This window comes from Arthrobacter sp. BC5, assembly GCF_056680255.1.
Genome location: NZ_CM155273.1, coordinates 576,108 through 597,579, shown reverse-complemented (window position 1 = coordinate 597,579; position 21,472 = coordinate 576,108). Strand labels below are relative to the sequence as shown.

The 21,472-nt window shown below is 68.7% G+C and carries 18 protein-coding genes, 1 tRNA gene and 1 pseudogene; 14 read left to right on the top strand and 6 right to left on the bottom strand.

The window, feature by feature from the left end:
• Nucleotides 1-74: transfer RNA gene (locus tag AC1MFI_RS02565), tRNA-Arg, on the bottom strand.
• 31 nt (nucleotides 75-105) lie between these two features.
• Entirely contained in the window at nucleotides 106-741 is a 636-nt protein-coding gene (locus AC1MFI_RS02560; protein ID WP_479819440.1) for a hypothetical protein, read from the bottom strand.
• A 141-nt stretch (nucleotides 742-882) separates the two neighbouring features.
• Between AC1MFI_RS02560 and AC1MFI_RS02555 the strand changes: the two genes are divergently transcribed.
• The 7 genes from AC1MFI_RS02555 to AC1MFI_RS02525 all read left to right on the top strand — a co-directional run bounded on the left by AC1MFI_RS02555 (nucleotide 883) and on the right by AC1MFI_RS02525 (nucleotide 9,757).
• On the top strand, nucleotides 883-2,448 hold the full coding sequence (locus AC1MFI_RS02555; protein WP_479819439.1) for an alanine/glycine:cation symporter family protein: 1,566 nt from the start codon (nucleotides 883-885) through the stop codon (nucleotides 2,446-2,448).
• Nucleotides 2,449-2,557: 109 nt separating this feature from the next.
• Nucleotides 2,558-5,023 (top strand): DNA helicase PcrA, encoded by a 2,466-nt coding sequence (gene pcrA, locus AC1MFI_RS02550; RefSeq protein WP_479819438.1) that lies wholly within the window; start codon nucleotides 2,558-2,560, stop codon nucleotides 5,021-5,023.
• A gap of 28 nt (nucleotides 5,024-5,051) precedes the next feature.
• A complete protein-coding gene (locus tag AC1MFI_RS02545) occupies nucleotides 5,052-5,753 on the top strand; it encodes a hypothetical protein (protein ID WP_479819437.1) in 702 nt (233 codons plus the stop codon).
• A gap of 146 nt (nucleotides 5,754-5,899) precedes the next feature.
• Complete coding sequence (gene sucC, locus AC1MFI_RS02540) at nucleotides 5,900-7,066, top strand: ADP-forming succinate--CoA ligase subunit beta (protein ID WP_479819436.1); 1,167 nt, start codon at nucleotides 5,900-5,902, stop codon at nucleotides 7,064-7,066.
• Nucleotides 7,067-7,077: 11 nt separating this feature from the next.
• The gene (gene sucD, locus AC1MFI_RS02535) at nucleotides 7,078-7,980 is read left to right on the top strand and encodes a succinate--CoA ligase subunit alpha (RefSeq protein WP_479819434.1); all 903 of its coding nucleotides are present in this window, start codon (nucleotides 7,078-7,080) and stop codon (nucleotides 7,978-7,980) included.
• 172 nt (nucleotides 7,981-8,152) lie between these two features.
• The gene (locus AC1MFI_RS02530; protein ID WP_479819433.1) at nucleotides 8,153-9,208 is read left to right on the top strand and encodes a zinc-dependent alcohol dehydrogenase family protein; all 1,056 of its coding nucleotides are present in this window, start codon (nucleotides 8,153-8,155) and stop codon (nucleotides 9,206-9,208) included.
• A gap of 78 nt (nucleotides 9,209-9,286) precedes the next feature.
• Entirely contained in the window at nucleotides 9,287-9,757 is a 471-nt protein-coding gene (locus tag AC1MFI_RS02525) for an SRPBCC family protein (RefSeq protein WP_479819431.1), read from the top strand.
• Here AC1MFI_RS02525 and AC1MFI_RS02520 read toward each other — a convergent pair.
• Nucleotides 9,754-10,932 carry a VIT1/CCC1 transporter family protein gene (locus tag AC1MFI_RS02520; protein ID WP_479819430.1) on the bottom strand — a complete coding sequence of 393 codons (1,179 nt, stop codon included), beginning with the start codon at nucleotides 10,930-10,932 and terminating at the stop codon, nucleotides 9,754-9,756. The genes AC1MFI_RS02525 and AC1MFI_RS02520 overlap by 4 nt on opposite strands.
• Before the next feature lie 228 nt (nucleotides 10,933-11,160).
• Here AC1MFI_RS02520 and AC1MFI_RS02515 point away from each other — a divergent pair, with 228 nt between their 5' ends.
• Both AC1MFI_RS02515 and AC1MFI_RS02510 read left to right on the top strand, forming a co-directional pair.
• Nucleotides 11,161-12,891, top strand: a complete 1,731-nt coding sequence (locus tag AC1MFI_RS02515) for a long-chain-fatty-acid--CoA ligase (RefSeq protein ID WP_479819428.1) — start codon at nucleotides 11,161-11,163, stop codon at nucleotides 12,889-12,891.
• Nucleotides 12,888-14,204: an AI-2E family transporter gene (locus AC1MFI_RS02510; RefSeq protein WP_479819426.1), complete on the top strand. Its 1,317-nt coding sequence runs from the start codon at nucleotides 12,888-12,890 to the stop codon at nucleotides 14,202-14,204. Before AC1MFI_RS02515 ends, AC1MFI_RS02510 begins: the two co-directional genes overlap by 4 nt.
• 149 nt (nucleotides 14,205-14,353) lie before the next feature.
• Here the strand turns inward: AC1MFI_RS02510 and AC1MFI_RS02505 are convergent.
• Nucleotides 14,354-14,476 (bottom strand): annotated as a pseudogene (locus tag AC1MFI_RS02505) (sodium:solute symporter family transporter); the annotation flags it as partial.
• A 177-nt stretch (nucleotides 14,477-14,653) separates the two neighbouring features.
• Here AC1MFI_RS02505 and AC1MFI_RS02500 point away from each other — a divergent pair.
• Nucleotides 14,654-15,232: a helix-turn-helix domain-containing protein gene (locus AC1MFI_RS02500; RefSeq protein ID WP_479819424.1), complete on the top strand. Its 579-nt coding sequence runs from the start codon at nucleotides 14,654-14,656 to the stop codon at nucleotides 15,230-15,232.
• Nucleotides 15,233-15,238: 6 nt separating this feature from the next.
• Here the strand turns inward: AC1MFI_RS02500 and AC1MFI_RS02495 are convergent, their stop codons facing one another.
• Nucleotides 15,239-17,047 carry an amino acid permease gene (locus tag AC1MFI_RS02495; protein WP_479820766.1) on the bottom strand — a complete coding sequence of 603 codons (1,809 nt, stop codon included), beginning with the start codon at nucleotides 17,045-17,047 and terminating at the stop codon, nucleotides 15,239-15,241.
• Nucleotides 17,048-17,365: 318 nt separating this feature from the next.
• On the opposite strand from AC1MFI_RS02495, the gene speB reads away from it, so the two are divergent.
• The 3 genes from speB (at nucleotide 17,366) to AC1MFI_RS02480 (ending at nucleotide 20,323) form a co-directional block, all read left to right on the top strand.
• On the top strand, nucleotides 17,366-18,364 hold the full coding sequence (gene speB, locus AC1MFI_RS02490) for an agmatinase (protein WP_479820765.1): 999 nt from the start codon (nucleotides 17,366-17,368) through the stop codon (nucleotides 18,362-18,364).
• Nucleotides 18,365-20,056, top strand: coding sequence for a thiamine pyrophosphate-binding protein (locus tag AC1MFI_RS02485; RefSeq protein WP_479819422.1), 1,692 nt, complete (start codon nucleotides 18,365-18,367; stop codon nucleotides 20,054-20,056).
• A 63-nt stretch (nucleotides 20,057-20,119) separates the two neighbouring features.
• Nucleotides 20,120-20,323 (top strand): hypervirulence associated TUDOR domain-containing protein, encoded by a 204-nt coding sequence (locus AC1MFI_RS02480; protein ID WP_479819420.1) that lies wholly within the window; start codon nucleotides 20,120-20,122, stop codon nucleotides 20,321-20,323.
• A 63-nt stretch (nucleotides 20,324-20,386) separates the two neighbouring features.
• On the opposite strand, the gene AC1MFI_RS02475 is transcribed toward AC1MFI_RS02480, so the two are convergent.
• On the bottom strand, nucleotides 20,387-20,731 hold the full coding sequence (locus AC1MFI_RS02475; protein WP_479819419.1) for a DUF3140 domain-containing protein: 345 nt from the start codon (nucleotides 20,729-20,731) through the stop codon (nucleotides 20,387-20,389).
• Nucleotides 20,732-20,867: 136 nt separating this feature from the next.
• Between AC1MFI_RS02475 and AC1MFI_RS02470 the strand changes: the two genes are divergently transcribed.
• Entirely contained in the window at nucleotides 20,868-21,407 is a 540-nt protein-coding gene (locus tag AC1MFI_RS02470; protein ID WP_479819417.1) for a hypothetical protein, read from the top strand.
• Nucleotides 21,408-21,472 lie beyond the last annotated feature (65 nt).

The following is a 21,472-nucleotide window of genomic DNA, read 5'->3' as shown; positions in this document are numbered from 1 at the left end:
TGCCCCTGGCCGGAATCGAACCGACGACCTTCCCTTTAGGAGAGGGACGCTCTATCCTACTGAGCTACAGAGGCTCGGACCCGGTGGTGCTCCCGATCCGCGGTCCTAGCTTACCCGTTCTTCGTCCCGGTTCCCGCGCTCGCCCGCAGGGCCGCGCATGCGCCGCGGCAGGAAGACCGACGCCGCTCCGGCGAGCAGGCCCGCCCCCAGCAGCACCCAGCGCAGGACCGTCAGCGTCGAGGCGAGTGCCACGGCCCCGGCCTCGGGTGAGGACTGGGCGAGCAGGGTGTCGATGGCGATGTTCTCCCACAGGTCGACGACGACGAACAGGATCACGGGCGACCACAGCAGCCAGCGCAGCCGGCGTCGTCCCACGTTGAGCTGCACCAGGAGGAGCCAGGCGAATGCGAAGATGAGCGGGAACAGCGTGCCGGCGGTCCTGTGCAGGTAGCTCAACTGGCCGCGCGCGTCGTCGTCCATGGCTTCGCGCAGGCGCTGCGCGTACCCGACGTCGTACCCTCCCACCATCATGTCCGGCATGGTGAGCCCGTCGGACAACTGGGTCATCTGGCCCAGCGTCAGCAGGTGGAAGTACCAGAAGAGGAACAGGGAGGCGACGGCGGCTGCGATCAGGATGAGTCCCGCATCGGTCTTCCGGCTCCTCACGGGCACGGCGGAGGGCGGAGGCGCCCCTGTGCCGGACCGGTGCTTGCGTGCGATCTGCGCCCTCGTCTTTGCCACCGTCCCAGTATGGTCGACCCCCCGCGTGCCCGGCAGCGGGCGCTGCCACCGCCGTCCGAACCGGATTGCGATGAGGTGACATTGACCGGTCTGGGCGAGGTTGTGATTGCCTTCACAGTCGAAGCAGGGTTTTCTAATGGGATGGCAATCTACTCCGCACTACCCATGGCCCCTGTGGCAGAGGACGTCGGATGGCTCGCGGCCATCGACGAGGCGATCAACAACGCCTTCGCGAAACCCACCGAGATCTTCTCGAGCATCGTCTTCTTCCCGATCACCATCGGGGACGTCAGTTTCCCCGCCGTCGTCGCCTGGCTCATCCTGGCCGGCATCATCTGCACGATCTACTTCGGGGTTCCCCAGTTCCGTGGCCTCAAGGTCGGCTACGAAGTGGTCCGGGGGCGCTACTCCTCCAAGGACGATCCGGGCGAGGTCCCCCACTTCCAGGCCCTCACCTCCGCACTCTCGGGCACCGTCGGCCTGGGGAACATCGCCGGTGTCGGTGCCGCCATGGCCCTCGGTGGGCCCGGAGCGACGTTCTGGATGATCTGCGCGGGACTGATCGGCATGGCCACGAAGTTCGCCGAATGCACCCTCGGCGTGAAGTACCGCGAGGTCCACGAGGACGGGAGCATCAGCGGCGGGCCGTTCAAGTACCTGCCGATCGCCTTCCAGAAGCTCGGCCGTATCCCCGCGAAGATCCTGACCGGCATCTTCGCTGTCGCCATCCTGATCTTCGGCGTCGCCGGCGGCAACATGTTCCAGGCGAACCAGACGTTCGCCCAGGTGCAGAACGTGACCGGTGGCGAGGACGGATTCCTCGGCAGCGCCGGAGCCGCCCTCATCTTCGGCGTCGTCCTCGCCTTTTTGGTCGCCGTCGTCATCCTCGGCGGCATCAAGTCGATCGGCGCCACGACATCCCGCCTCGTCCCGGCCATGGGCGGCGTCTATGTCCTGGCGTGCCTGTTCGTCATCATCGTGAACATCGGGCAGGTGCCCGCTGCCTTCGGCGCGATCATCAGTGGCGCCTTCAACCCTCAGGGCATCGCGGGGGGCATCCTCGGCGTGCTGATCGTCGGCTTCCAGCGGGCGTCCTTCTCCAACGAGGCCGGCGTGGGCTCGGCAGCCATCGCCCACTCCGCCGTCCGTACCCGCCGCCCCGTCAGCGAGGGCTTCGTGGCCCTCTACGAGCCGCTCGTGGACACCGTCCTGATCTGCACCATGACGGCCCTCGCCATCGTGATCGCCGGAGCACCGAGCCTTCAGGCGGGCATCGACCAGGTCCAGGGCGGAGGGGACACGCCCGACGGCGTCATCCTTACGTCCGACGCCTTCGCGACGGTCATCCCATGGTTCCCGGTGGTGCTCGCGATCGCCGTCGTCCTGTTCGCGTACTCCACGCTGATCACCTGGTCCTACTACGGGCTCAAGGCCTGGGAGTTCCTGTTCGGCCGCGGCAAGGCAGCGGAGGTGACCTACAAGGTCATCTTCCTGTTCTTCACCGTCGCCGGGTGCGTGCTGACCTTCAGCCAGGTCATCAGCTTCGCCGATGCGGCGCTGTTCGTCTGCGCGTTCATCAACCTGCTCGGCGTGTACTTCCTGCTCCCCGTGATCAAGCGGGAGATGCGCGAGTACCTCGCGGACCGCAAGAGCGGCAAGCTGCTGATCCTCGGTATCGAGGAGGACGAGCTGCAGACCGGGAAGTAGTACCGTCCGCTGCATGGACTGCCCCTGCCGGCGTGCCGGCGGGGGCAGTGCCATGCCCGGTCCCGCCCGGGGGGTGAGTGTCGGGGGCACGGCCTAGACTTGACGGATCATGGACATGCTTTTCGATCCCTACGTCACCCCGTCCACGCCCGCCGAGAAGAAGCGTGCGCGGGAGGCGGCGATGGCGGCGGCCGCCGAGCCTACGGATCCCGCGACCGGCCACGTGCCCTCGAACGTCGGCGTGGACGCGCACCGCGCCCAGGAACTCCTGATGGGCCTGAACCCCCAGCAGGAAGAAGCCGTGAAGCACGGCGGCTCCCCGCTGCTGATCGTCGCCGGTGCGGGCTCCGGCAAGACCCGCGTGCTGAGCCACCGGATCGCGTACCTGCTGGCCACCGGCCGCTCCCACCCCGGCCAGATCCTGGCCATCACGTTCACCAACAAGGCCGCGGCGGAGATGCGGGAGCGCATCGAGGCCCTGATCGGTGACGTCGCGAAGCGCATGTGGATCTCGACGTTCCACTCTTCCTGCGTGCGGATCCTCCGGCGTGAAGCCGCGTCCGTCGGCCTCAACTCGAACTTCTCCATCTACGACTCCGCGGACACGCTGCGCCTCATCACGCTGGTCGCCAAGGGGCTCGACCTCGACCCCAAGAAGTTCGCGCCCAAGGCGATCCAGCACAAGATCAGCGCGCTCAAGAACGAGCTGATCGACGAGGAGACGTTCGCCTCGGGCGTGAACCTCTCCGATCCCTTCGAGCAGGCGGTGGCCGAGGTCTACACCGGGTACGCCCAGCGCATGCGCCAGGCCAACGCCATGGACTTCGACGACCTGATCGCCCAGACGGTCTACATGTTCCGGGCCTTCCCCGGAGTAGCCGACTACTACCGGCGTCGCTTCCGCCATGTCCTCGTCGACGAGTACCAGGACACCAACCACGCCCAGTACGCCCTGGTCCGGGAAATCGTCGGCGTGCCGGGCGAGTCCACCGAGGACCCGGCGGAGCTCACCGTGGTCGGCGACTCCGACCAGTCCATCTACGCCTTCCGCGGCGCGGACGTGCGCAACATCGTCGAGTTCGAGAACGACTACCCGAGCGCCCGGACCATCCTGCTCGAGCAGAACTACCGCTCCACCCAGAACATCCTCAGCGCAGCGAACGCCGTCATCTCACGCAACCCGAACCGGCCGGAGAAGCGGCTGTGGACCGCCGAGGGCAGCGGCGAGAAGATCGTCGGCTACGTGGGCGAGAACGAGCACGAGGAAGCCCGCTTCATCGCGGAGGAGATCGACCGGCTCCAGGACGAGGAGAACCTCCGCCCCGGTGATGTCGCGATCTTCTACCGCACCAACGCGCAGTCGCGGTCCATCGAGGAGATCCTGCTACGCGTGGGCCTGCCCTACAAGGTGGTCGGGGGAACGCGCTTCTACGAGCGCAAGGAGATCAAGGACGCGCTCGCCTACCTGCGCGTCCTGGTCAATTCCGACGACGTCGTCAACCTGCGCCGTGTCCTGAACGAACCCAAGCGCGGGATCGGTGATCGCGCCGAGTACGCCATCGCGGCCCTGAGCGAACGTGAGCGGGTCAGCTTCATGGAGGCGCTGCGACGGGCCGACCAGGCCCCCGGCATGGCCACGCGTTCGGTCAATGCCGTGGCCGGCTTCGTGAAGCTGATCGACGACCTCGCGGAGGTGGCGAGCGGCTCGGGCGCATCCGCCGCCCTGGAGGCCGTGCTGGAGCAGACCGGCTACCTCGAACAGCTCCGCACCAGCAACGATCCCCAGGACGAGTCCCGCGTGGAGAACCTCGCCGAACTCGTCGCCGTCGTGCGTGAATTCGAGCGGGACAATCCCGAGGGGACGCTGGGCGATTTCCTCGAACAGGTGTCCCTCGTGGCGGACGCGGACCAGATCCCGGATGCACCCGACGGCTCCCCGGCCGAGGTGCAGCGTGCCGTCGAGGAGGCGCACCGGCAGGGCGTGGTCACACTGATGACGCTGCATACCGCCAAGGGCCTCGAATTCCCCGTGGTCTTCCTGACCGGCATGGAACAGGGGATCTTCCCGCACCAGCGCTCCGCCACCGATCCGAAGGAGCTCGCGGAGGAGCGGCGGCTGGCCTATGTGGGCCTGACCCGCGCGCGGCAGCGGCTCTACATCAGCCGGTCCGAGGTGCGCAGCATGTGGGGCCAGAGCCAGTACAACCCGGCGAGCCAGTTCGTCAGCGAGATTCCCGAGGAACTGATCTCCTGGAAACGCGAAGGCGCGGCCAAGTCCGCCTGGACCTCCAGTGGCAGCATCAGCGGGCCACGCTTCAGCGGGTCCTACTGGGGCGCCAGTGGCGGCGGCTTCAACGGCAGCGCGCCGGTGGCCTCGAAGAGCGTGGGACGCGTGCAGCCCCAGAAGGAAGTCGTCTCGGTGGCGGTCGGAGACCATGTCAACCACGCGAGTTTCGGGAACGGCACGGTACTGTCCGTCGAGGGGGCAGGCGACAAGACCGTGGCCAAGGTCCGGTTCGATGTCGGGGAGAAGCGGCTGCTGTTGCGCTACGCACCGCTGACCAAGGTGGCCTGACCGGTTCGACGCAGTGGGGGAGACGACGATGGGGAAGACCTCGATGGGGAGAACCCGGACGAGGCTGCGGCAGGACAGGCGGAGGGCAGCCACCCCTGCCGCGATCCTCGCGGGATTGCTCCTGGCCGGCTGCGTGCAGTTGCCGGCGTCCGCCCCGGCGGTGGACCCCACTCCCTCCGACCTCGGACCCCTCGAGGAACTCACCGCCATGGACGCCCTCTCACCCGAGGGTCTCGGACTCGCGCCCGACGCCGCCTCCGTCGCGGTGCTCGGCGCGGACCGGAACGCCTACTGCGCCATCAGCACCAAGCAGGGGAGCGTGTTCGGGAACCCGGTGGACCCGCAGATGGCAGGTGGCGAGAAGGACGACAGGGAACTCGAGGTGGACGCCGCCTACTGTGAACTCGCCGCGTACCCCGCACCGGGGGAGGCCACGGACGACTGCAACGGGACGAACCTCGGGTTCAAGGGGGGCACCCTCATGCTCACCGCCGATACCTTCGCCTACGGAGGCTGCCGCATCGGGATGACGCCCATGGAGGCGGAGTTCGCGGCCGGCGTCGAGGACGGGGCCGGCCCGATCTCACGGCTTCCCATCCTCGAACGGGGGCAAGCCGTGGAACTGCGCGGTTTCCGCTGCGGATCCGGGCGGGACGGCATGATCTGCGGCAACCTGGAGAGCGGAAAAGGCTTCACCGCGAACCGCGAATCGGTCACCGAATTCGGGTGAAAAAGCCCAACGAACGAGGGCTGATTTTCTACGCAGGATAGAAGTGTGGCCTTACTCACTAAACCGGTAGTCTGGAAAAGGCCTCAGGCCCGAGGGGCTAAAGTTCCCTCTTGTAAACCTACTTCGACGTAGAAGGACTCTAGCCCGTGGACCTGTTTGAATATCAGGCGCGCGATCTCTTTGAGGCACACGGAGTTCCCGTGCTCGCCGGCATCGTGGCGCACACCCCAGAAGAAGCAAAGGCAGCAGCCGAGAAGATCGGCGGCGTCGTCGTCGTCAAGGCACAGGTCAAGGTGGGCGGTCGCGGCAAGGCCGGCGGCGTCAAGGTCGCCAAGACCCCCGATGAGGCCTTCTCCTACGCTTCGGACATCCTCGGGATGGACATCAAGGGGCACACGGTCCACACGGTGATGATCGCGCAGGGCGCCGACATCGCCGAGGAGTACTACTTCTCCGTCCTGCTCGACCGCTCCAACCGCAACTACCTGGCCATGTGCTCGGTGGAGGGCGGCATGGAGATCGAGCAGCTCGCCGTCGAACGTCCCGAGGCGCTGGCGCGTATCGCGGTCGACGCCGGTACGGGGATCGACCAGGCCAAGGCCGAGGAGATCGTCGACGCCGCAGGTTTCGCCCCCGAGCTCCGTGAGGGCGTGGCCAACGCCATCCTCAAGCTGTGGGACGTCTTCGTGAAGGAGGACGCCACGCTCGTGGAGGTCAACCCGCTCGTGAAGACCGGCGCCGGCGACATCATCGCCCTCGACGGCAAGGTCACCATCGACGAGAACGCAGGCTTCCGCCACGCGGATCACGCCGCCCTCGAGGACAAGGACGCCGCGGACCCGTTGGAGGCCAAGGCCAAGGCGAACGACCTCAACTACGTCAAGCTCGACGGCGAGGTCGGCATCATCGGCAACGGCGCGGGGCTGGTCATGTCGACCCTCGACGTCGTGGCGTACGCCGGCGAGGCGCACGGCAACGTGAAGCCCGCCAACTTCCTGGACATCGGAGGTGGAGCGTCCGCCGAGGTGATGGCCGCCGGCCTCGACGTCATCCTCAACGACAGCCAGGTCAAGAGCGTCTTCGTGAACGTGTTCGGCGGGATCACCGCATGCGATGCCGTCGCCAACGGCATCGTCAAGGCCCTCGAGATCCTCGGCGACGAGGCCAACAAGCCCCTCGTGGTGCGCCTGGACGGCAACAACGTCGAAGAGGGCCGTCGCATCCTCGCCGAGGCCAACCACCCGCTGGTGACCATCGCCGACACCATGGACGAAGGCGCCGACAAGGCCGCCGCGCTGGCCTACGGAAAGTAAAGGGTTCCCCTATGTCTATCTACCTCAACAAGGACTCGAAGGTCATCGTCCAGGGCATCACGGGCGGCGAGGGCACCAAGCACACCGCCCTCATGCTGAAGGCCGGGACCCAGGTGGTCGGCGGCGTCAACGCACGCAAGGCCGGCACCACCGTCACCCACGGTGACGTCACCCTCCCCGTGTACGGCACCGTCGAGGAAGCCATCAAGGAGACCGGTGCTGACGTATCGATCGTCTTCGTTCCGCCGGCGTTCACCAAGGACGCCGTCATCGAAGCGATCGAGGCCGGGATCGGGCTCGTCGTCGTGATCACCGAAGGCGTCCCCGTGCAGGACTCGGCCCAGTTCTGGGCCCTCGCCCAGTCGAAGGTCGACGCGGACGGCCAGCAGGTCACCCGCATCATCGGCCCGAACTGCCCCGGCATCATCACGCCCGGGGAGTCGCTCGTGGGCATCACCCCGGCGAACATCACCGGCAAGGGCGGTGTGGGCCTCGTCTCGAAGTCCGGCACGCTGACCTACCAGATGATGTACGAACTGCGTGACCTCGGCTTCTCCACGGCGATCGGCATCGGCGGGGACCCGGTCATCGGCACCACGCACATCGACGCCCTGGCGGCGTTCGAGGCCGATCCCGAGACCAAGGCGATCGTCATGATCGGCGAGATCGGCGGCGACGCCGAAGAGCGTGCCGCGGAGTTCATCAAGGCCCACGTCACGAAGCCCGTGGTCGGTTACGTCGCAGGCTTCACGGCCCCCGAGGGCAAGACGATGGGCCACGCAGGAGCCATCGTGTCCGGTTCCGCCGGGACCGCCCAGGCCAAGAAGGAAGCCCTCGAGGCCGCCGGCGTGAAGGTCGGCAAGACGCCCTCCGAGACCGCGAAGCTCCTCCGCGAGGTCTACGCGACCCTCTGACAGCGCGCCGTTCCCGAACAGCCTCCCCCGCACTCCTGCGGGGGAGGCTGTTCGTCGATCGGCGTCGTCTCACTGCCGGTGCCCGAAGGCACGGGAAGACCGTAGGCGGGGCCCGGCGGTAGGGTGGCCAGGGGGATCATCGATTGCTTTCGGCAAGCTTCTAGGAGACACCATGCGCGCCACCATCATCCACGGACCCGGCGATATCCGCGTCGAGGACCGTGAGTACCCGAGTATCGTCCGGTCCACCGATGCGGTCGTGAGGGTCACCGCGTCCTGCGTCTGCGGATCCGACCTGTGGCCCTACCGCGGTGTGAGGCCCACCAAGGAGCCCAAGGCCATCGGGCACGAATTCGTGGGTGTCGTGGAGTCGGTGGGCGGCGACGTCCGCGACCTCGCGGTCGGCGACTTCGTGATCGCGCCGTTCGTGGACAGCTGCGGTACGTGCCCGCAGTGCCTGAACGGCGTCACGGTGGCCTGCGACCACCTGGTCGGCTGGGGCAGTACGGACGAGCACGGCGATTACGTGCAGGGCGCACAGGGCGAAGCCGTGCGCGTCCCGCAGGCGGACGGCACGCTGCGCAGGGTCGACGGCGTGACCGACCCCGACGCCGCCCTGACGGCCAGCCTGCTGACCCTCTCCGACGTCATGTCCACCGGCCACCACGCCGCCGTCTCGGCGAACGTCGGCCCGGGAAGCACCGTCGTCGTCGTGGGTGACGGCGCCGTGGGCCTGTGCGGGGTCCTCGCCGCGAAGCGCCTCGGAGCGGAGCGCATCATCGCCATGTCCCGCCACGAGGACCGGCAGGCACTCGCCCGCGAATTCGGCGCCACCGACGTCGTCGCCGAGCGCGGTGACGAGGGCGTGGAGAAGGTGCGCGCACTGCTCGGGGGAGTCCTGGCCGATTCCGTCCTCGAGTGCGTGGGCACCAAGGAGTCCATGGACCAGGCGCTGCGCAGCACCCGGCCCGGCGGGCACCTGGGCTTCGTCGGCGTCCCCGCGGGCGGACCGGAACTGCCCATCGGCGTGCTCTTCGCCAAGAACATCACGGTGGGCGGCGGCATGGCACCCGCCCACACCTACATCCCGGAACTGCTGAAGGACGTCCTCGACGGGACGATCAACCCGGGCCGGGTGTTCGACGTCGAGATGCCCCTGGAAGAGGTGGCCGAGGCATACAGGGCCATGGACGAACGCCGGGCCATCAAGGTGCTGCTCAAGCCCTGACGGTGCACGATCGAAGGGTCCCTCCCGCCGGAGGGGCCCTTTGTCCGCAGGCCTGCGGAAACCGGGCAGAATCAGGGGATGACACCAACACCCGCTGCGGACTCCGCCTACCTCATCTCCCGTGAACGGCTCATCCCCGCCCCGGCCGACCGCATCTTCGAGATCCTCGCGACCCCTGCCCTCCACAGCGTGATCGACGGCTCCGGCACCGTGCGCGGAGAGCAGCCCAACGGCCCTGGGCGACTGTCGCTGGGCGCGCGGTTCGGCATGGACATGAGGATCGGGGCGCCCTACAAGATCCTCAACCGGGTCGTCGAGTTCGAGGAGGGCCGGCGCATCGCCTGGCGCCACTTCTCGGCCCACGTCTGGCGGTACACGCTCGAGCCCCGGGGGGATACCACCCTCGTCCGTGAGGAGTGGGACGGCCGCGCGGTGCCCTGGCGGGTCGTCTTCAGGCTCCTGGGGTTCACCCGCAGCCACCCGGCCAGCATCGAGGCGACACTCCGCAAGCTCGAGGAGCACGTCCTGCAGGGGCGCGGCGGGTCCTAGGCGACCGACGTGCCGAAGAGCATGCCGAGAAGGTAGGTCACGGCGGCCGCGCCGAGCCCGATGGCGAGCTGCCGCAGCGCCAGCCGCAGCGGCGAGGCTCCAGAGAGCAGTGCGACGACGGCGCCGGTGGCCAGCAGCGCCAGGCCCACCAGCACGCAGGCGACGACGACGGCGGTCACCCCGCTCAGCCCCATCAGGTACGGGAGCACCGGGATGATGGCGCCGGAGGCGAAGAAGCAGAAGCTCGAGGCCGCGGCCCCCAGGCCGGTGCCGACCGCCTCGTGCTCGTCGACGGCGTCGTTTTCCTCCGGCTGCAGGGAGAAGCTCGGGTCGCAATCGCAGCCGTACAGCCCGAGCCGCTCGGCCGCCCGGTGCTCCGCGGCCGCCGGGGTCATGCCCCGTGCCCTGTAGACGAGCACCAGCTCGTTGGCCGCGATGTCGAGCTCCTTCGCCGCGGTGAGGGTGATCTGCGTGGGGCGCGTCGCGGACAGGAGTTCACGCTGGGACCGCACGGACACGTACTCGCCGGCGCCCATCGACAGGGCGCCCGCCAGGAGGCCGGCCAGTCCGCTGAACAGGATGAAGGATGTGGAGACTCCCGTGGCTCCGATACCCATGACCAGTGCGAGGTTGCTGACGAGGCCGTCGTTCGCACCGAACACCGCGGCCCTGAAGTTGCCGGACAGCCTGTTGCGTCCGCGGGTCGCGAGGCCGCGCACCACTTCCTCGTGGATCTGTTCGTCCGCCACCATCGCGCTGGTGGCGGAGGGATCGGACGCGTAGGGGGAGCGTCCCTCGGCACGCTGCGCGAGCGCGAGGACGAAGACCGAGCCGAAGCGCCGGGCGAGTACCCCGAGGATCCGGTTCCGTACGGAGGGCCGGAGCGGTCGTCCGACGTCGTTGCCGAGCAGCGCGAGCCAGTGCGCCTCGTGGCGGCCCTCGGCCTCGGCGAGTCCGAGCAGGATCTCTCGCTCCTCGCCGGTCCTCCGGCGGGCGAGGTCCCGGTAGGTCGCGGCCTCACCGCGCTCGTCGGCGAGGTACTGGCGCCAGCGCTTGATGTCGTTCCGGGAAGGGGACTGTTCAGGGGGTGTCACAGGGATGCTCCGGTTGCTCGGGTGCAGGTACGCATCCCGGACCGGAGCGGGAGCTCCGGCCGGGAAACGCAGCTGCGTCATGTCGGCCGAAGGTCTCGCTCGCCGGATCTACCGGTGGATTGCCGGGCACCTTCGGTGCCAGTATGTCGACAGGCCGCACATCCCGTGGATGCGGAGCTACTCCCCTTCGGCCCACCATGCTACCGGACGGCGGACGGACCGGTCCGCCGGGAGCGGCGTCGGACGGGACCCTGGTACCGTGACCGGCCGACCCGCGATACAGTCGAACGGATAACAGAAAGCAGGCTTATGGATTTGGCAGCCCGACCATGGGTGGAGAGCTACGCGCCCGGAGTGCCCCGGTCCTTCGAGGTGCCCGAGGGGACGCTGTCGGACCTGCTCGAGGCGTCGGTACGGACGTACGCGAAGGGAACTGCGCTCGAATTCTTCGGCGCCCGGACCAGCTACCGGGAGCTGGGGGACGCGGTGGCGTGCGCGGCTGCGGGCCTCCGGGCGCTCGGCGTGGGCGCAGGGGACCGCGTGGCGCTCGTGCTGCCGAACTGTCCTCAGCACATCATCGCCTTCTACGCCGTGCTCCGCCTCGGAGCGATTGTCGTCGAGCACAATCCGCTCTACACCGACCGCGAGTTGCGGCACCAGTTCGAGGACCACGGAGCCAAGGTGGCGATCGTGTGGGACCGGGTGGCCCCGCGCGTCCAGCGGCTGCCCGCCGACATCCCGGTCACCTCCGTGGTGACCGTCGACCTCGTCGCTGCGATGCCGGCATCGCAGCGGCTGGCCCTGAAGCTCCCCGTCCGTCGAGCCCGTGAGGCGAAGGCGGCGCTCACGACCACGGAGAAGCTCACGGGGCCGCGGAAGGTCATCGCGTGGCGGGACCTGCTCCGCCATCGGCCGCTGCCGTCCCGCCACCCGCGTCCGGCCGCCGGGGACACCGCGGTCCTGCAGTACACGAGCGGCACCACCGGCATCCCCAAGGGTGCCATCCTCACGCACCGGAACCTACTGGCGAACGCAGCCCAGGGCCGGGCGTGGGTACCGGGACTGGAGGCGGGGCAGGAGACCGTCTACGCCGTCCTGCCCATGTTCCACGCCTACGGACTGACCCTGTGCCTGACCTTCGCGATGAGCATCGGTGCCCGGCTCGTCCTGTTCCCGCGCTTCGACGTCGGGCTGGTGCTCGATGCCGTGAAGAAGAGCCCGCCCACTTTCCTGCCCGCCGTCCCTCCCATTTACGAGCGGCTCGCCGCCGGGGCGGCCGAGCGCGGCGTGGACCTCCGCAGCATCCGGTTCGCGATCTCCGGCGCCATGAACCTGCCGCAGTCCACGGTCGAGACCTGGGAAGCGGTGACGGGCGGCTACCTCATCGAGGGCTACGGCCTGACGGAGACCTCGCCCGTCGCAGCCGGCAACCCCATCGGCCCGACGCGGCGCCCCGGCACCGTCGGAGTGCCGTTCCCCGGCACCGACGTCCGCATCGTCGACCCCGACGACCCCGCGGAGGACCGCGCACCGGGTGAGCCGGGTGAGCTGCTGATCCGCGGGCCCCAGGTGTTCCAGGGCTACTGGCGGAAGCCGGACGAGACCCATGCCGCGCTGCTCGACGGCGGCTGGTTCCGCACCGGGGACATCGTCCGGATGGACGGCGACGGTTTCCTGACGATCGTGGACCGCATCAAGGAACTCATCATCACCGGCGGCTTCAACGTGGCGCCCAGCGAGGTCGAGGACGCGCTGCGGGTGCATCCGAGCGTCACGGACGCCGCCGTCGTCGGGCTTCCGCGGGCCGGCGGCGGCGAGGACGTCGTCGCCGTCGTCGTCCTCGCCGAGGGGGCGGGCCTCGACGTCGAGGCCCTGCGCTCCTCCTGCCGCGACCTGCTCGCCGCCTACAAGGTCCCGCGCACCATCGTTCAGGCGGAGGAGCTCCCGCGATCCCTGATCGGCAAGGTCCTCCGGCGCGAGGTTCGCACGCAATTGCTCAACGATGGCCTCAGTGCCGAAGGAAAAGGTGACGATCGATGACCTCCACGCAAGCGCGGGTGGAAACGCCCGATTCGAGGGGCCCCTGGCGGGACAGCCTCGGCAATGCCAGCACCCGTGCCGCGCAGGTGCTCCTGCTCCTGGTGCTGGCCGTGGTGGCCGTGTACGCGCTGATCCAGGTGCGGCTCGTGGTGATCCCGATGCTCCTGGCGCTGATCCTGGCGTCGGCGATCGTCCCCTTCGTCAACTGGCTGCGGCGGAAGGGCTGGGGTGCGTCGACGGCCACCACGGTCTCCTTCCTGCTTCTCCTGCTCGTCTTCGGCGGCCTGATCACGGGCATCGTGTTCGCCGTCATGGGGCAGGCCGGTGAACTCGTGTCCTCGGCGACCGAGGGGTTCGACAAGCTCTACGAATTCGCGCAGAACGGCCCCATCCCGATCGATGACGGGCAGATCCAGCAGGCCCGCGACTGGGCCGTCGACTTCGCCACGAGCAGCACGGTCGGCGCGGGTGCCATCTCCGGCCTCAGCGCGGCGGGCAACTTCTTCGCCGGTGCGCTGCTCATGGTGGTCATCCTGTTCTTCTTCCTCAAGGACGGCGAGAAGATCTGGGCGTTCGTGCTGCGGGCCTTCAAGGGCAAGCGCCTCGTGAAGGCCCGCCGCGTCGGCTACAGCAGCATGGCGGTCCTCGGTGGCTACGTGCGCGGCACGGCGATCGTGGCCCTCGTGGACTCCGTGTTCATCGGCCTCGCGCTGCTGTTCCTCGGGGTGCCCCTCGCGCTGCCGCTGGCCGCGATCGTGTTCATCGGCGCCTTCATCCCGCTCGTCGGCGCGACGCTGGCCGGAGTGCTCGCCGCGCTGATCGCCCTCGTCGCCAACGGCCCGTTCGTGGCGCTCATGGTCGTCGTCGCGGTCATCGTGGTCAATCAGCTCGAGGGCAACTTCCTGCAGCCGGTGGTCATGGGCCGCACGCTGCAGGTGCACGCCCTCGTGATCCTGCTGGCCCTGACGGCGGGCACCATCCTCGCCGGCATCATCGGGGCCATCCTGTCCGTTCCCGTGGCCGCGGTCGGCTGGGCTGCGATCAAGGCGTGGAACCAGGAGAGGGATGACGAGATCACCGACGCCGAAGTGGATGCGGCCGAGAAGCAGACGGCCCTCGACGAGAGCGGCCACGGCCTGAGCTCGACACCCCAGGAGGAGCAGGGCACGAAGGTCGCCGCCGCCGCGGTGGCGGCCGAGGAAGCCGACGACCGGCCGGGCACGCAGGAGCGCAGGGTCGAACACCCCGACGACGGCCGCCCCGCCGGCGAGACCGATGGCGGCCGGGGCGGATCCTCGGCCGCGGGTCGCTGAGGGACGCTTCGGGGCATCCACTCCAGGAGGCAGCACGAAGGAGGCTACCGGCAACCGCCGGTAGCCTCCTTCGTCCCGGGCCTCCACCACGTCGGGCTCGGTGGGCCTGGTGAGGAGGGAGGCGGCGCCGTACACGACGGCGGAGACCGCGAGAAGGGCGGCATCAGCGCGCAGACGCCGATGGCGTTGATGACGAACTGCGCCATGCCCGCCGGCGTGATGGACCACATGCCGCCGATCGTCGAGTACACGAGGACGATGGCCCCGCAGACGGTCACCTGGACGAGACGCTCGATCGTGTCGCCCGTCGGATGCCCGCCGGGCAACTATTGTTGACCGGTAAGCTACGCGTGACGCCGCTCACGCGTCAGTCATGGCAAGCTCGTGGAACGCCCACGTCATCACCGGATGACGGATACGCTTCCCGAGTGCCGTAGGAGAGGACACGCATGAAGGCCCTGCCTGTTGAGCCCACCAATGCTCCGGTCGCCATCGGGTCACGCATCCGAGCCGCGCGGCAGGCCCAGCGCATGACGATCGAGCAGGTCGCCGACTCCACGGGGCTGACCAAGGGCTTCCTCAGCAGGATCGAGCGGGACCTCACGTCGCCGTCCGTCGCGTCGCTCGTGACGCTCTGCCAGGTGCTGTCCATCTCCATCGGGGACCTGTTCCTCGTGCCGGAGACACACCTGACGAGGCTGGCGGACGCGCCCCGGATCAGCCTGGGCGGGCAGGGCATCAACGAGCGCCTCGTCACGGCGCGGTCCGAACGCAGGCTCCAGATGATCCGCGCCGTCGTCGAACCCCATGGGCGGGGCGAGGACGAGCTCTACTCGGTGGACTGCGAGGTGGAGACCCTGCACGTGCTCCAGGGGCGCTTCGTGCTGATCTTCCCCAACGATCGCTACGAGCTGGACACCGGGGACACCGTGACCTTCCCGGGCCGGGAGCCGCACACCTGGCTCAACCCGGACGACCGCGAAGCCGTCGTGCTGTGGACGCTCGTCCCCGCGGCCTCGGGGAAGTAGTCCGCCTCAGCCCACGTGCACCCAGGGGCGCCTGGTCACGTCCGGCTCCGCGGCCCGCAGCACCTCGCGCGTGACCGGGGCTATCTCGCCCTCGCCCGTGAAGAGGAACTTGAAGAGGTTCGCCACCGGATCGCCCTCCGTCCAGCGGAAGTAGACGTGCGGCATGAGGCCCGTGATGTCCCGGATGTGCAGCATGACGGCGGCGATGGTGTTGGGCACGTTGGAACTGTGGACCTCGAGGATGCGGAAGCCGTGGCGTACCACGCCGCGCACGAGCAGCTCGGTCTCGAAGTCGGAGGAATCGTCCACGGTCACCTCGATGAACAGGGGCCTCGCGGTGTCCGGGAAGTGCGAGACGGCGCAGGCGTGCTGGAGCTTGTGCCGGTAGGCCGAGCCGCTCAGCCGCTTCGGCTCGTGGGCGATCAGCAGGATGTCGCCGTCGTCCTGTGCGCTGACGAAGGAGAGCGCCGCCTCGTCCATCCGGATGCTCGTGGCCCGCAGCTCGAAGGCGCGCCGGGAACGGGAGATGAAGGAGATCACGATGATCCCGAGGATGAAGCAGGTGGCGATCTTCAGCCCGTCCGGCCGCTCGACCATGTTCACCGCCGTGGTCAGCACGAAGACGGCCGTCGCGATGCCGAAGCCGACGGTCCTGCCGCGCTGGTGCTTGCGGTGGGCCGAGAGGGTCACCGCGACGGAGGCGGAGGTGATGAGGGCGAGGACGCCCGTGGCGTACGCGCCGCCCTGCGCCTCGACGTCGGCCTTGAAGAAGAAGGTGACCAGGATGGCGATGAGCGTGATGACCAGGACGAGCGGCCGCACGGCCTTGGCCCAGGCCGGAGCCATGCCATAGCGCGGCAGGTACCTCGGTACGAGGTTGAGCAGTCCCGTCATGGCGGAGGCGCCGGCGAACCAGAGGATGCTGATCGTCGAGATGTCGTAGACGGTGCCGAAGCCGTCGCCGAGGTAGAGGTGTGCGAGGTAGGCCAGGGCACGGCCGTTGGCGGGCCCGCCCTCCTCGAAGGCCTCCGCGGGGATGAGCAGCGTCGTCACGAAGCTCGAGGCGATGAGGAACCCGCTCATGATCAGCGCGGCCGAGGTGAGGAGCTTGTGCGCGCCGGCGATGCGGCCGGTCGGGTTCTCCTCCGTGTCGCCGGGCTTGCCGTCGATCTGCGGCATGACGACGACGCCGGTCTCGAAACCCGAGAGGCCGAGGGCCAGGCGCGGGAAGATGAGGACGGCGAGACCGACCATGACCAGCGGGTTGCCGTGCTGCGTGGTGAGCGCCGTCCACCAGTCGGTCACGATGCCGTCCTGCGCCATGATCTGCCCGACGGCGACGACGACGACCACCAGGTTGAGCACGAGGAACACCGCCACGATGGCGACGGCGATCCCGATGGCCTCGCGGAAGCCGCGGAGGAACACCACGGAGAGGAGCGCGAGGAAGATGACGGTGATGAGGATCTCCTGGCCGTGCAGCCAGGTGGGCGCGAACGGGTTCTCGACCAGGTGCGCGCTCGCATCGGCCGCCGAGAGCGTCATGGTGATGAGGAAGCTCGTCGCGGCGAAGCCGAGCAGTACCAGCACGAAGACCTTCCCGCGCCACTTCGGCAGCAGTTTCTCGAGCATCGCGATGGACCCTTCACCCCGGGGACTCTCCGAAGCCACCCGCTTGTACACGGGGAGCGCCCCGAAGAGGGTCACGGCCACCAGGATCAGCGTGGCGAGGGGGGAGAGGACTCCGGCCGCCGCTGCTGCGATGGCAGGCTGGTAGCCCAGGGTCGAGAAGTAGTCCACGCCGGTCAGGCACATGACCTTCCACCACGGCTGCGTCCGCTCCGTGGCGGGCTGGTGGGTGGTGGGCTCGCCGGACTCGTTGAGCAGCCAGCGCTCGAGGCGCTTGCTGCTCTGGACCTGGGCGGGGGTTCGGGTGCGTACTGAGGAACTCACTCGATCACAGTAGGTCCGCCGCGCGTGCCGTCCGCCGGTCTTAACACTTCCTTAACGGGCGTCCTCCAGGGGCGTACACAGCACATCCTTGACCATGCCGACGGGCACCAATAGCCTTATGCAAAACCTTTGATGCATATTGGGCAACTCTGCTGGGTCGTCCCGGATCGGATGGAAGCTGTGGAAGAACTGCGCGTCACGGGAGGCGGCCACCTCGGGCCCATCGATTCCTCCCGCATCCCCCGGTACGCAGGGGCGGCCACCTTCGCGCGCCTGCCGCGCCTGGACCAGGTGCACCGCGCGGACATCGCCGTCGTCGGCGTCCCCTTCGATTCGGGCGTGTCCTACCGCCCCGGGGCGCGCTTCGGCGGCAACCACATCCGCGAGGCCTCGCGCCTCCTGCGCCCGTACAACCCCGCCCTGGACGTCTCGCCGTTCGAGCGCGTCCAGGTGGCCGACGCCGGGGACATGGCTGTCAACCCGTTCAACATCAACGAGGCCATCGAGACCGTGCAGCAGAATGCACTCGACCTCACGGCCGACGGCGCACGGCTCGTCACCCTCGGCGGTGACCACACCATCGCCCTGCCCCTCCTGCGGGCCGCGGCCGAACGCGCGGGAAGCCCGGTCGCCATGCTGCACTTCGATGCGCACCTGGACACATGGGACACCTATTTCGGCGCCGAGTACACCCACGGCACCCCCTTCCGGCGGGCCGTGGAGGAGGGCATCCTCGACACCGAGGCCATCTCGCACGTCGGTACGCGCGGGCCCCTGTACGGCGTGCGGGACCTCGAGGACGATCGCCGCTTCGGCTTCGGGATCGTCACCTCATCCGACGTCTACCGCCAAGGCGTGGACGAGATCGTGGACAAGCTCAGGGCCCGCATCGGAAATCGCCCCCTCTACGTCTCCGTGGACATCGACGTCCTCGACCCGGCCCACGCCCCCGGCACAGGGACGCCCGAGGCCGGCGGCATCACGAGCCGTGAGCTGCTCGAGATCCTGCGCGGACTGCGCGGGCTGAACCTCGTCGGCGCCGACGTCGTCGAGGTGGCCCCGGCCTACGACCACGCCGAGCTCACCGGCGTCGCGGCCTCCCACGTCGCCTACGACCTCGTGACGCTCATGGCCGACACCCTGACGCCCGCCGGCGCCACGACCCCCGAGGACACGTAGATGGACATCACCGACGGCGCCGCATCCGCGCCTCCCACTCCCGTCACCGGCCAGCGGAACGGCGGGGACCTCGTCGTGGAGACGCTGTCCGCCCTCGGCGCGACGACGGTCTTCGGTATTCCCGGGCAGCACGCGCTCGGCCTCTTCGATGCCCTCTCCCGCTCCGACCTGCGCTTCGTCTCGTCACGGGTGGAGAACAACTCGGCGTTCGCCGCCGACGGCTTCTCCCGGGCCACGGGTGACGTCGGCGTCCTGTTCCTCTCCACCGGGCCCGGTGCGCTGACCTCGCTGGCGGGACTCCAGGAGGCGTATGCCACCGGCGTCCCGATGGTGGTCGTCGCGAGCCAGATCCCGCTCGAAGGGCTCGGCGCGCGGCGCAAGGGCATGCTGCACCAGCTCGATGACCAGAAGGCGTCGGCGGCGAACGTCACGAAGAGCCAGCGCCTGATCCAGCATGCCTCCGGCATCCCCTCCGCCATCCAGGATGCGTGGACGGAGGCCGTGTCCTCGCCGCAGGGGCCCGTCTGGGTCGAGGTGCCGCAGAACGTGCTGCTGGACCCCGTGATGGTCCCCAGGGTGGAGGACGCGCTGGCCGAGCCCTTCGACAATCCGCCGCGGATCGAGCTGGTGCGTGAGGCCGTGGCCTGGCTGAAGGATTCGACGCGGCCTGCGATCGTCGCCGGCGGAGGCACGCGGCGCGGCAGGGCGGAGAAGTGGCTGCTCTCGATCGCGGAGAAACTCGGGGCCCCCGTGGTCTGCTCGCCGGGCGGCAATGGGGCCTTCCCCTGGACGCACGAACTCTCCCTGCAGTCGTGGGTGGAGGACCGGCACGTGACCGAGGTGCTCGAGGACGCCGACGTCCTCCTCGTCGTCGGCTCCTCGCTGGGCGAGGTCACCTCCAACTACTTCAGCATGGAGCCGCGCGGGCGCATCATCCAGATCGACGCGGAACCGCGTGTGCTCGAGTCGAACCGCCCCGCGCTCGGCATCCGTGCCGACGCAGGGCAGGCGCTCGCAGCCCTCGACGAGGCGCTGGAGCCCCTCGACCGGAACCGCCTGCCAGGGTACGACGCCGCAGCCCTCGTGGCCGAGACGCTCGCCAAGGTCGGAGCGCGGCTCGACGCCCAGGACCTCGGCAGGGAGCGCGCCTTCCTGCAGGACATCCGCGACGCGGTCCCGGCCGGGATGCAGACGTTCTGGGACATGACCATCTCGGCGTACTGGGCCTGGAGCTGCTGGGACGCGCGCGAAGGCCAGTTCCACTCGGCCCAGGGCGCCGGCGGCCTCGGCTTCGGATTCCCGGGTGCCATCGGCGGTGCCGTGGGGCTCGAATCGCAGGGGCTGCCCGCTCGGGTCCTCGCCGTGTCCGGGGACGGCTCCGCGATGTACTCCATCGCGGAGCTCGCGACGGCGCGGCAGCACGACATCCCCGTCACCTGGCTGATCGTCGACGACGGCGGCTACGGGATCCTCCGCGAGTACATGGAGGGCGCCTTCGGCAAGGCGACGGCGACCGAACTCGCCCGGCCCGACTTCGTGGCACTGGCCGAGTCGTTCGGCGTGCCCGCCCGGCGCGTCGCGCCGGAGGACGTCGGCCAGGCGCTCCGGGAGAGCCTCGCGGCGGACGGCCCGAACGTCGTCGTGGTGGAGGCGCTCATCCGGCTGTTCGCACCCACCCACCTCGATCAGTAGCCTTCCTTTCTCCCCGCGGGGGTGAGAGTGTCGGAAGCATCACCGCTTCGAGGAAGGAACGCAATGTCATTCAGCAAGGGCGACAAGGTCACCTGGAACACGTCGCAGGGCACGACCGAGGGCAAGGTCGTGGAGAAGCACGACAAGGAGTTCACCTTCGACGACCAGAAGTTCAACGCGTCGAAGGACGAGCCCTACTACACGGTCGAGAGTGCGAAGTCGGGCAAGAAGGCCGCGCACAAGGAAAGCGCGCTCTCGAAGAAGTAGGTAGGACCTACGGCGAAGGGCGCCCCCGTGGACGGGGGCCCTTCGCCCTCCTTGGCCCGGCCGCTACTTGAGGGGGTCGTGGCCCCAGTTCATGAGCGAGTAGCGCCACTTCGAGGACTCGATGTCCTCCTTGGACGGTTGCTGGGCAAGGTGGCGGTGCACATACCCCACCACCTTGTGCATGTGCTTGACGTCGTCGTCCTCCAGGTCGTCGCGCTTCGTGCCCAGGATCTCGATGATCCGCTTGCCGGACCTGTGGCCGACGGACTCGCCGGAGCCGGACTCCTTCTGGCCGACGGACTGCGACTCCTCCGTGTCGAGCCATTCCTCGAGCTGGGAAGCGCTCATGTTGACGGCTTCCTTCCACTGGGGCCATATCTCGTCGAGATCGTTCGAGTTCTGCGCCATGCGTTGCCGGCCTTCCATAGCAGTTCCATCCGCAGGATCACACCTGACCGGATTCCGAGACTTGCAATAGCTTAATCCTAAGCACACTGATAAACGTAGAGGGTAGGTCGAACCAACGTCTAAGGAGCTCTACATCATGGCAGGAAACCTTTTGGCACGATCCGCCCACGATCTCGGCGCCGCAGCCTGGTTCGGCGGCACCTTGATGGGCGCCGTCGGTCTCAATGGCGCAACCGGCAAGGCCAAGGACCCGAAGGAGCGCACGCGTCTGTCCGCTCTCGGCTGGGCCAAGTGGACCCCCGTCCAGATCGCGGCGTTCGCTGTCCACGCCGTCGGCGGCATCGGCCTGATCCTCGGTAACAAGGGCCGCGTCGCGGCCCAGGATTCGGTCGGCTCCAACACCGTGTGGAAGTCGCTCGTCACCGTCCTCGGCATGGCGCTCTCGCTGTACTCGGGCATGCTCGGCAAGAAGGTCGGCGAGCTCGCGGAGCAGGGCGGCGAGGGCGCGACCGAGCCCCGTCCGGGAGCCAGCGACGAACTGGCCAAGGCCCAGTCGCAGCTCAAGACCACCCAGTGGCTCCTGCCGGTCATCAGCGGCATCGTCGTGGTGATGGGTGCGAAGCAGGGCGAGATGCAGCGTCCCGAGAACGTCAAGAAGGGCCTGCTCAAGAAGTAGCCTTTCCCGCTCCGGGCCGTACAGACCCCGCAGTGCCCCCGCCGACGCCATCCTGTGTCGACGGC

Coding starts and splice junctions, on each gene's coding strand:
- AC1MFI_RS02555 (WP_479819439.1), top strand. CDS start 883: ATGGCAATCTACTCCGCACTACCCATGGCCCCTGTGGCAGAGGACGTC.
- pcrA (WP_479819438.1), top strand. CDS start 2,558: ATGGACATGCTTTTCGATCCCTACGTCACCCCGTCCACGCCCGCCGAG.
- AC1MFI_RS02545 (WP_479819437.1), top strand. CDS start 5,052: ATGGGGAAGACCTCGATGGGGAGAACCCGGACGAGGCTGCGGCAGGAC.
- sucD (WP_479819434.1), top strand. CDS start 7,078: ATGTCTATCTACCTCAACAAGGACTCGAAGGTCATCGTCCAGGGCATC.
- AC1MFI_RS02530 (WP_479819433.1), top strand. CDS start 8,153: ATGCGCGCCACCATCATCCACGGACCCGGCGATATCCGCGTCGAGGAC.
- AC1MFI_RS02525 (WP_479819431.1), top strand. CDS start 9,287: ATGACACCAACACCCGCTGCGGACTCCGCCTACCTCATCTCCCGTGAA.
- AC1MFI_RS02520 (WP_479819430.1), bottom strand. CDS start 10,932: ATGACGCAGCTGCGTTTCCCGGCCGGAGCTCCCGCTCCGGTCCGGGAT.
- AC1MFI_RS02515 (WP_479819428.1), top strand. CDS start 11,161: ATGGATTTGGCAGCCCGACCATGGGTGGAGAGCTACGCGCCCGGAGTG.
- AC1MFI_RS02510 (WP_479819426.1), top strand. CDS start 12,888: ATGACCTCCACGCAAGCGCGGGTGGAAACGCCCGATTCGAGGGGCCCC.
- AC1MFI_RS02500 (WP_479819424.1), top strand. CDS start 14,654: ATGAAGGCCCTGCCTGTTGAGCCCACCAATGCTCCGGTCGCCATCGGG.
- AC1MFI_RS02495 (WP_479820766.1), bottom strand. CDS start 17,047: ATGTGCCTGACCGGCGTGGACTACTTCTCGACCCTGGGCTACCAGCCT.
- AC1MFI_RS02485 (WP_479819422.1), top strand. CDS start 18,365: ATGGACATCACCGACGGCGCCGCATCCGCGCCTCCCACTCCCGTCACC.
- AC1MFI_RS02480 (WP_479819420.1), top strand. CDS start 20,120: ATGTCATTCAGCAAGGGCGACAAGGTCACCTGGAACACGTCGCAGGGC.
- AC1MFI_RS02475 (WP_479819419.1), bottom strand. CDS start 20,731: ATGGCGCAGAACTCGAACGATCTCGACGAGATATGGCCCCAGTGGAAG.
- AC1MFI_RS02470 (WP_479819417.1), top strand. CDS start 20,868: ATGGCAGGAAACCTTTTGGCACGATCCGCCCACGATCTCGGCGCCGCA.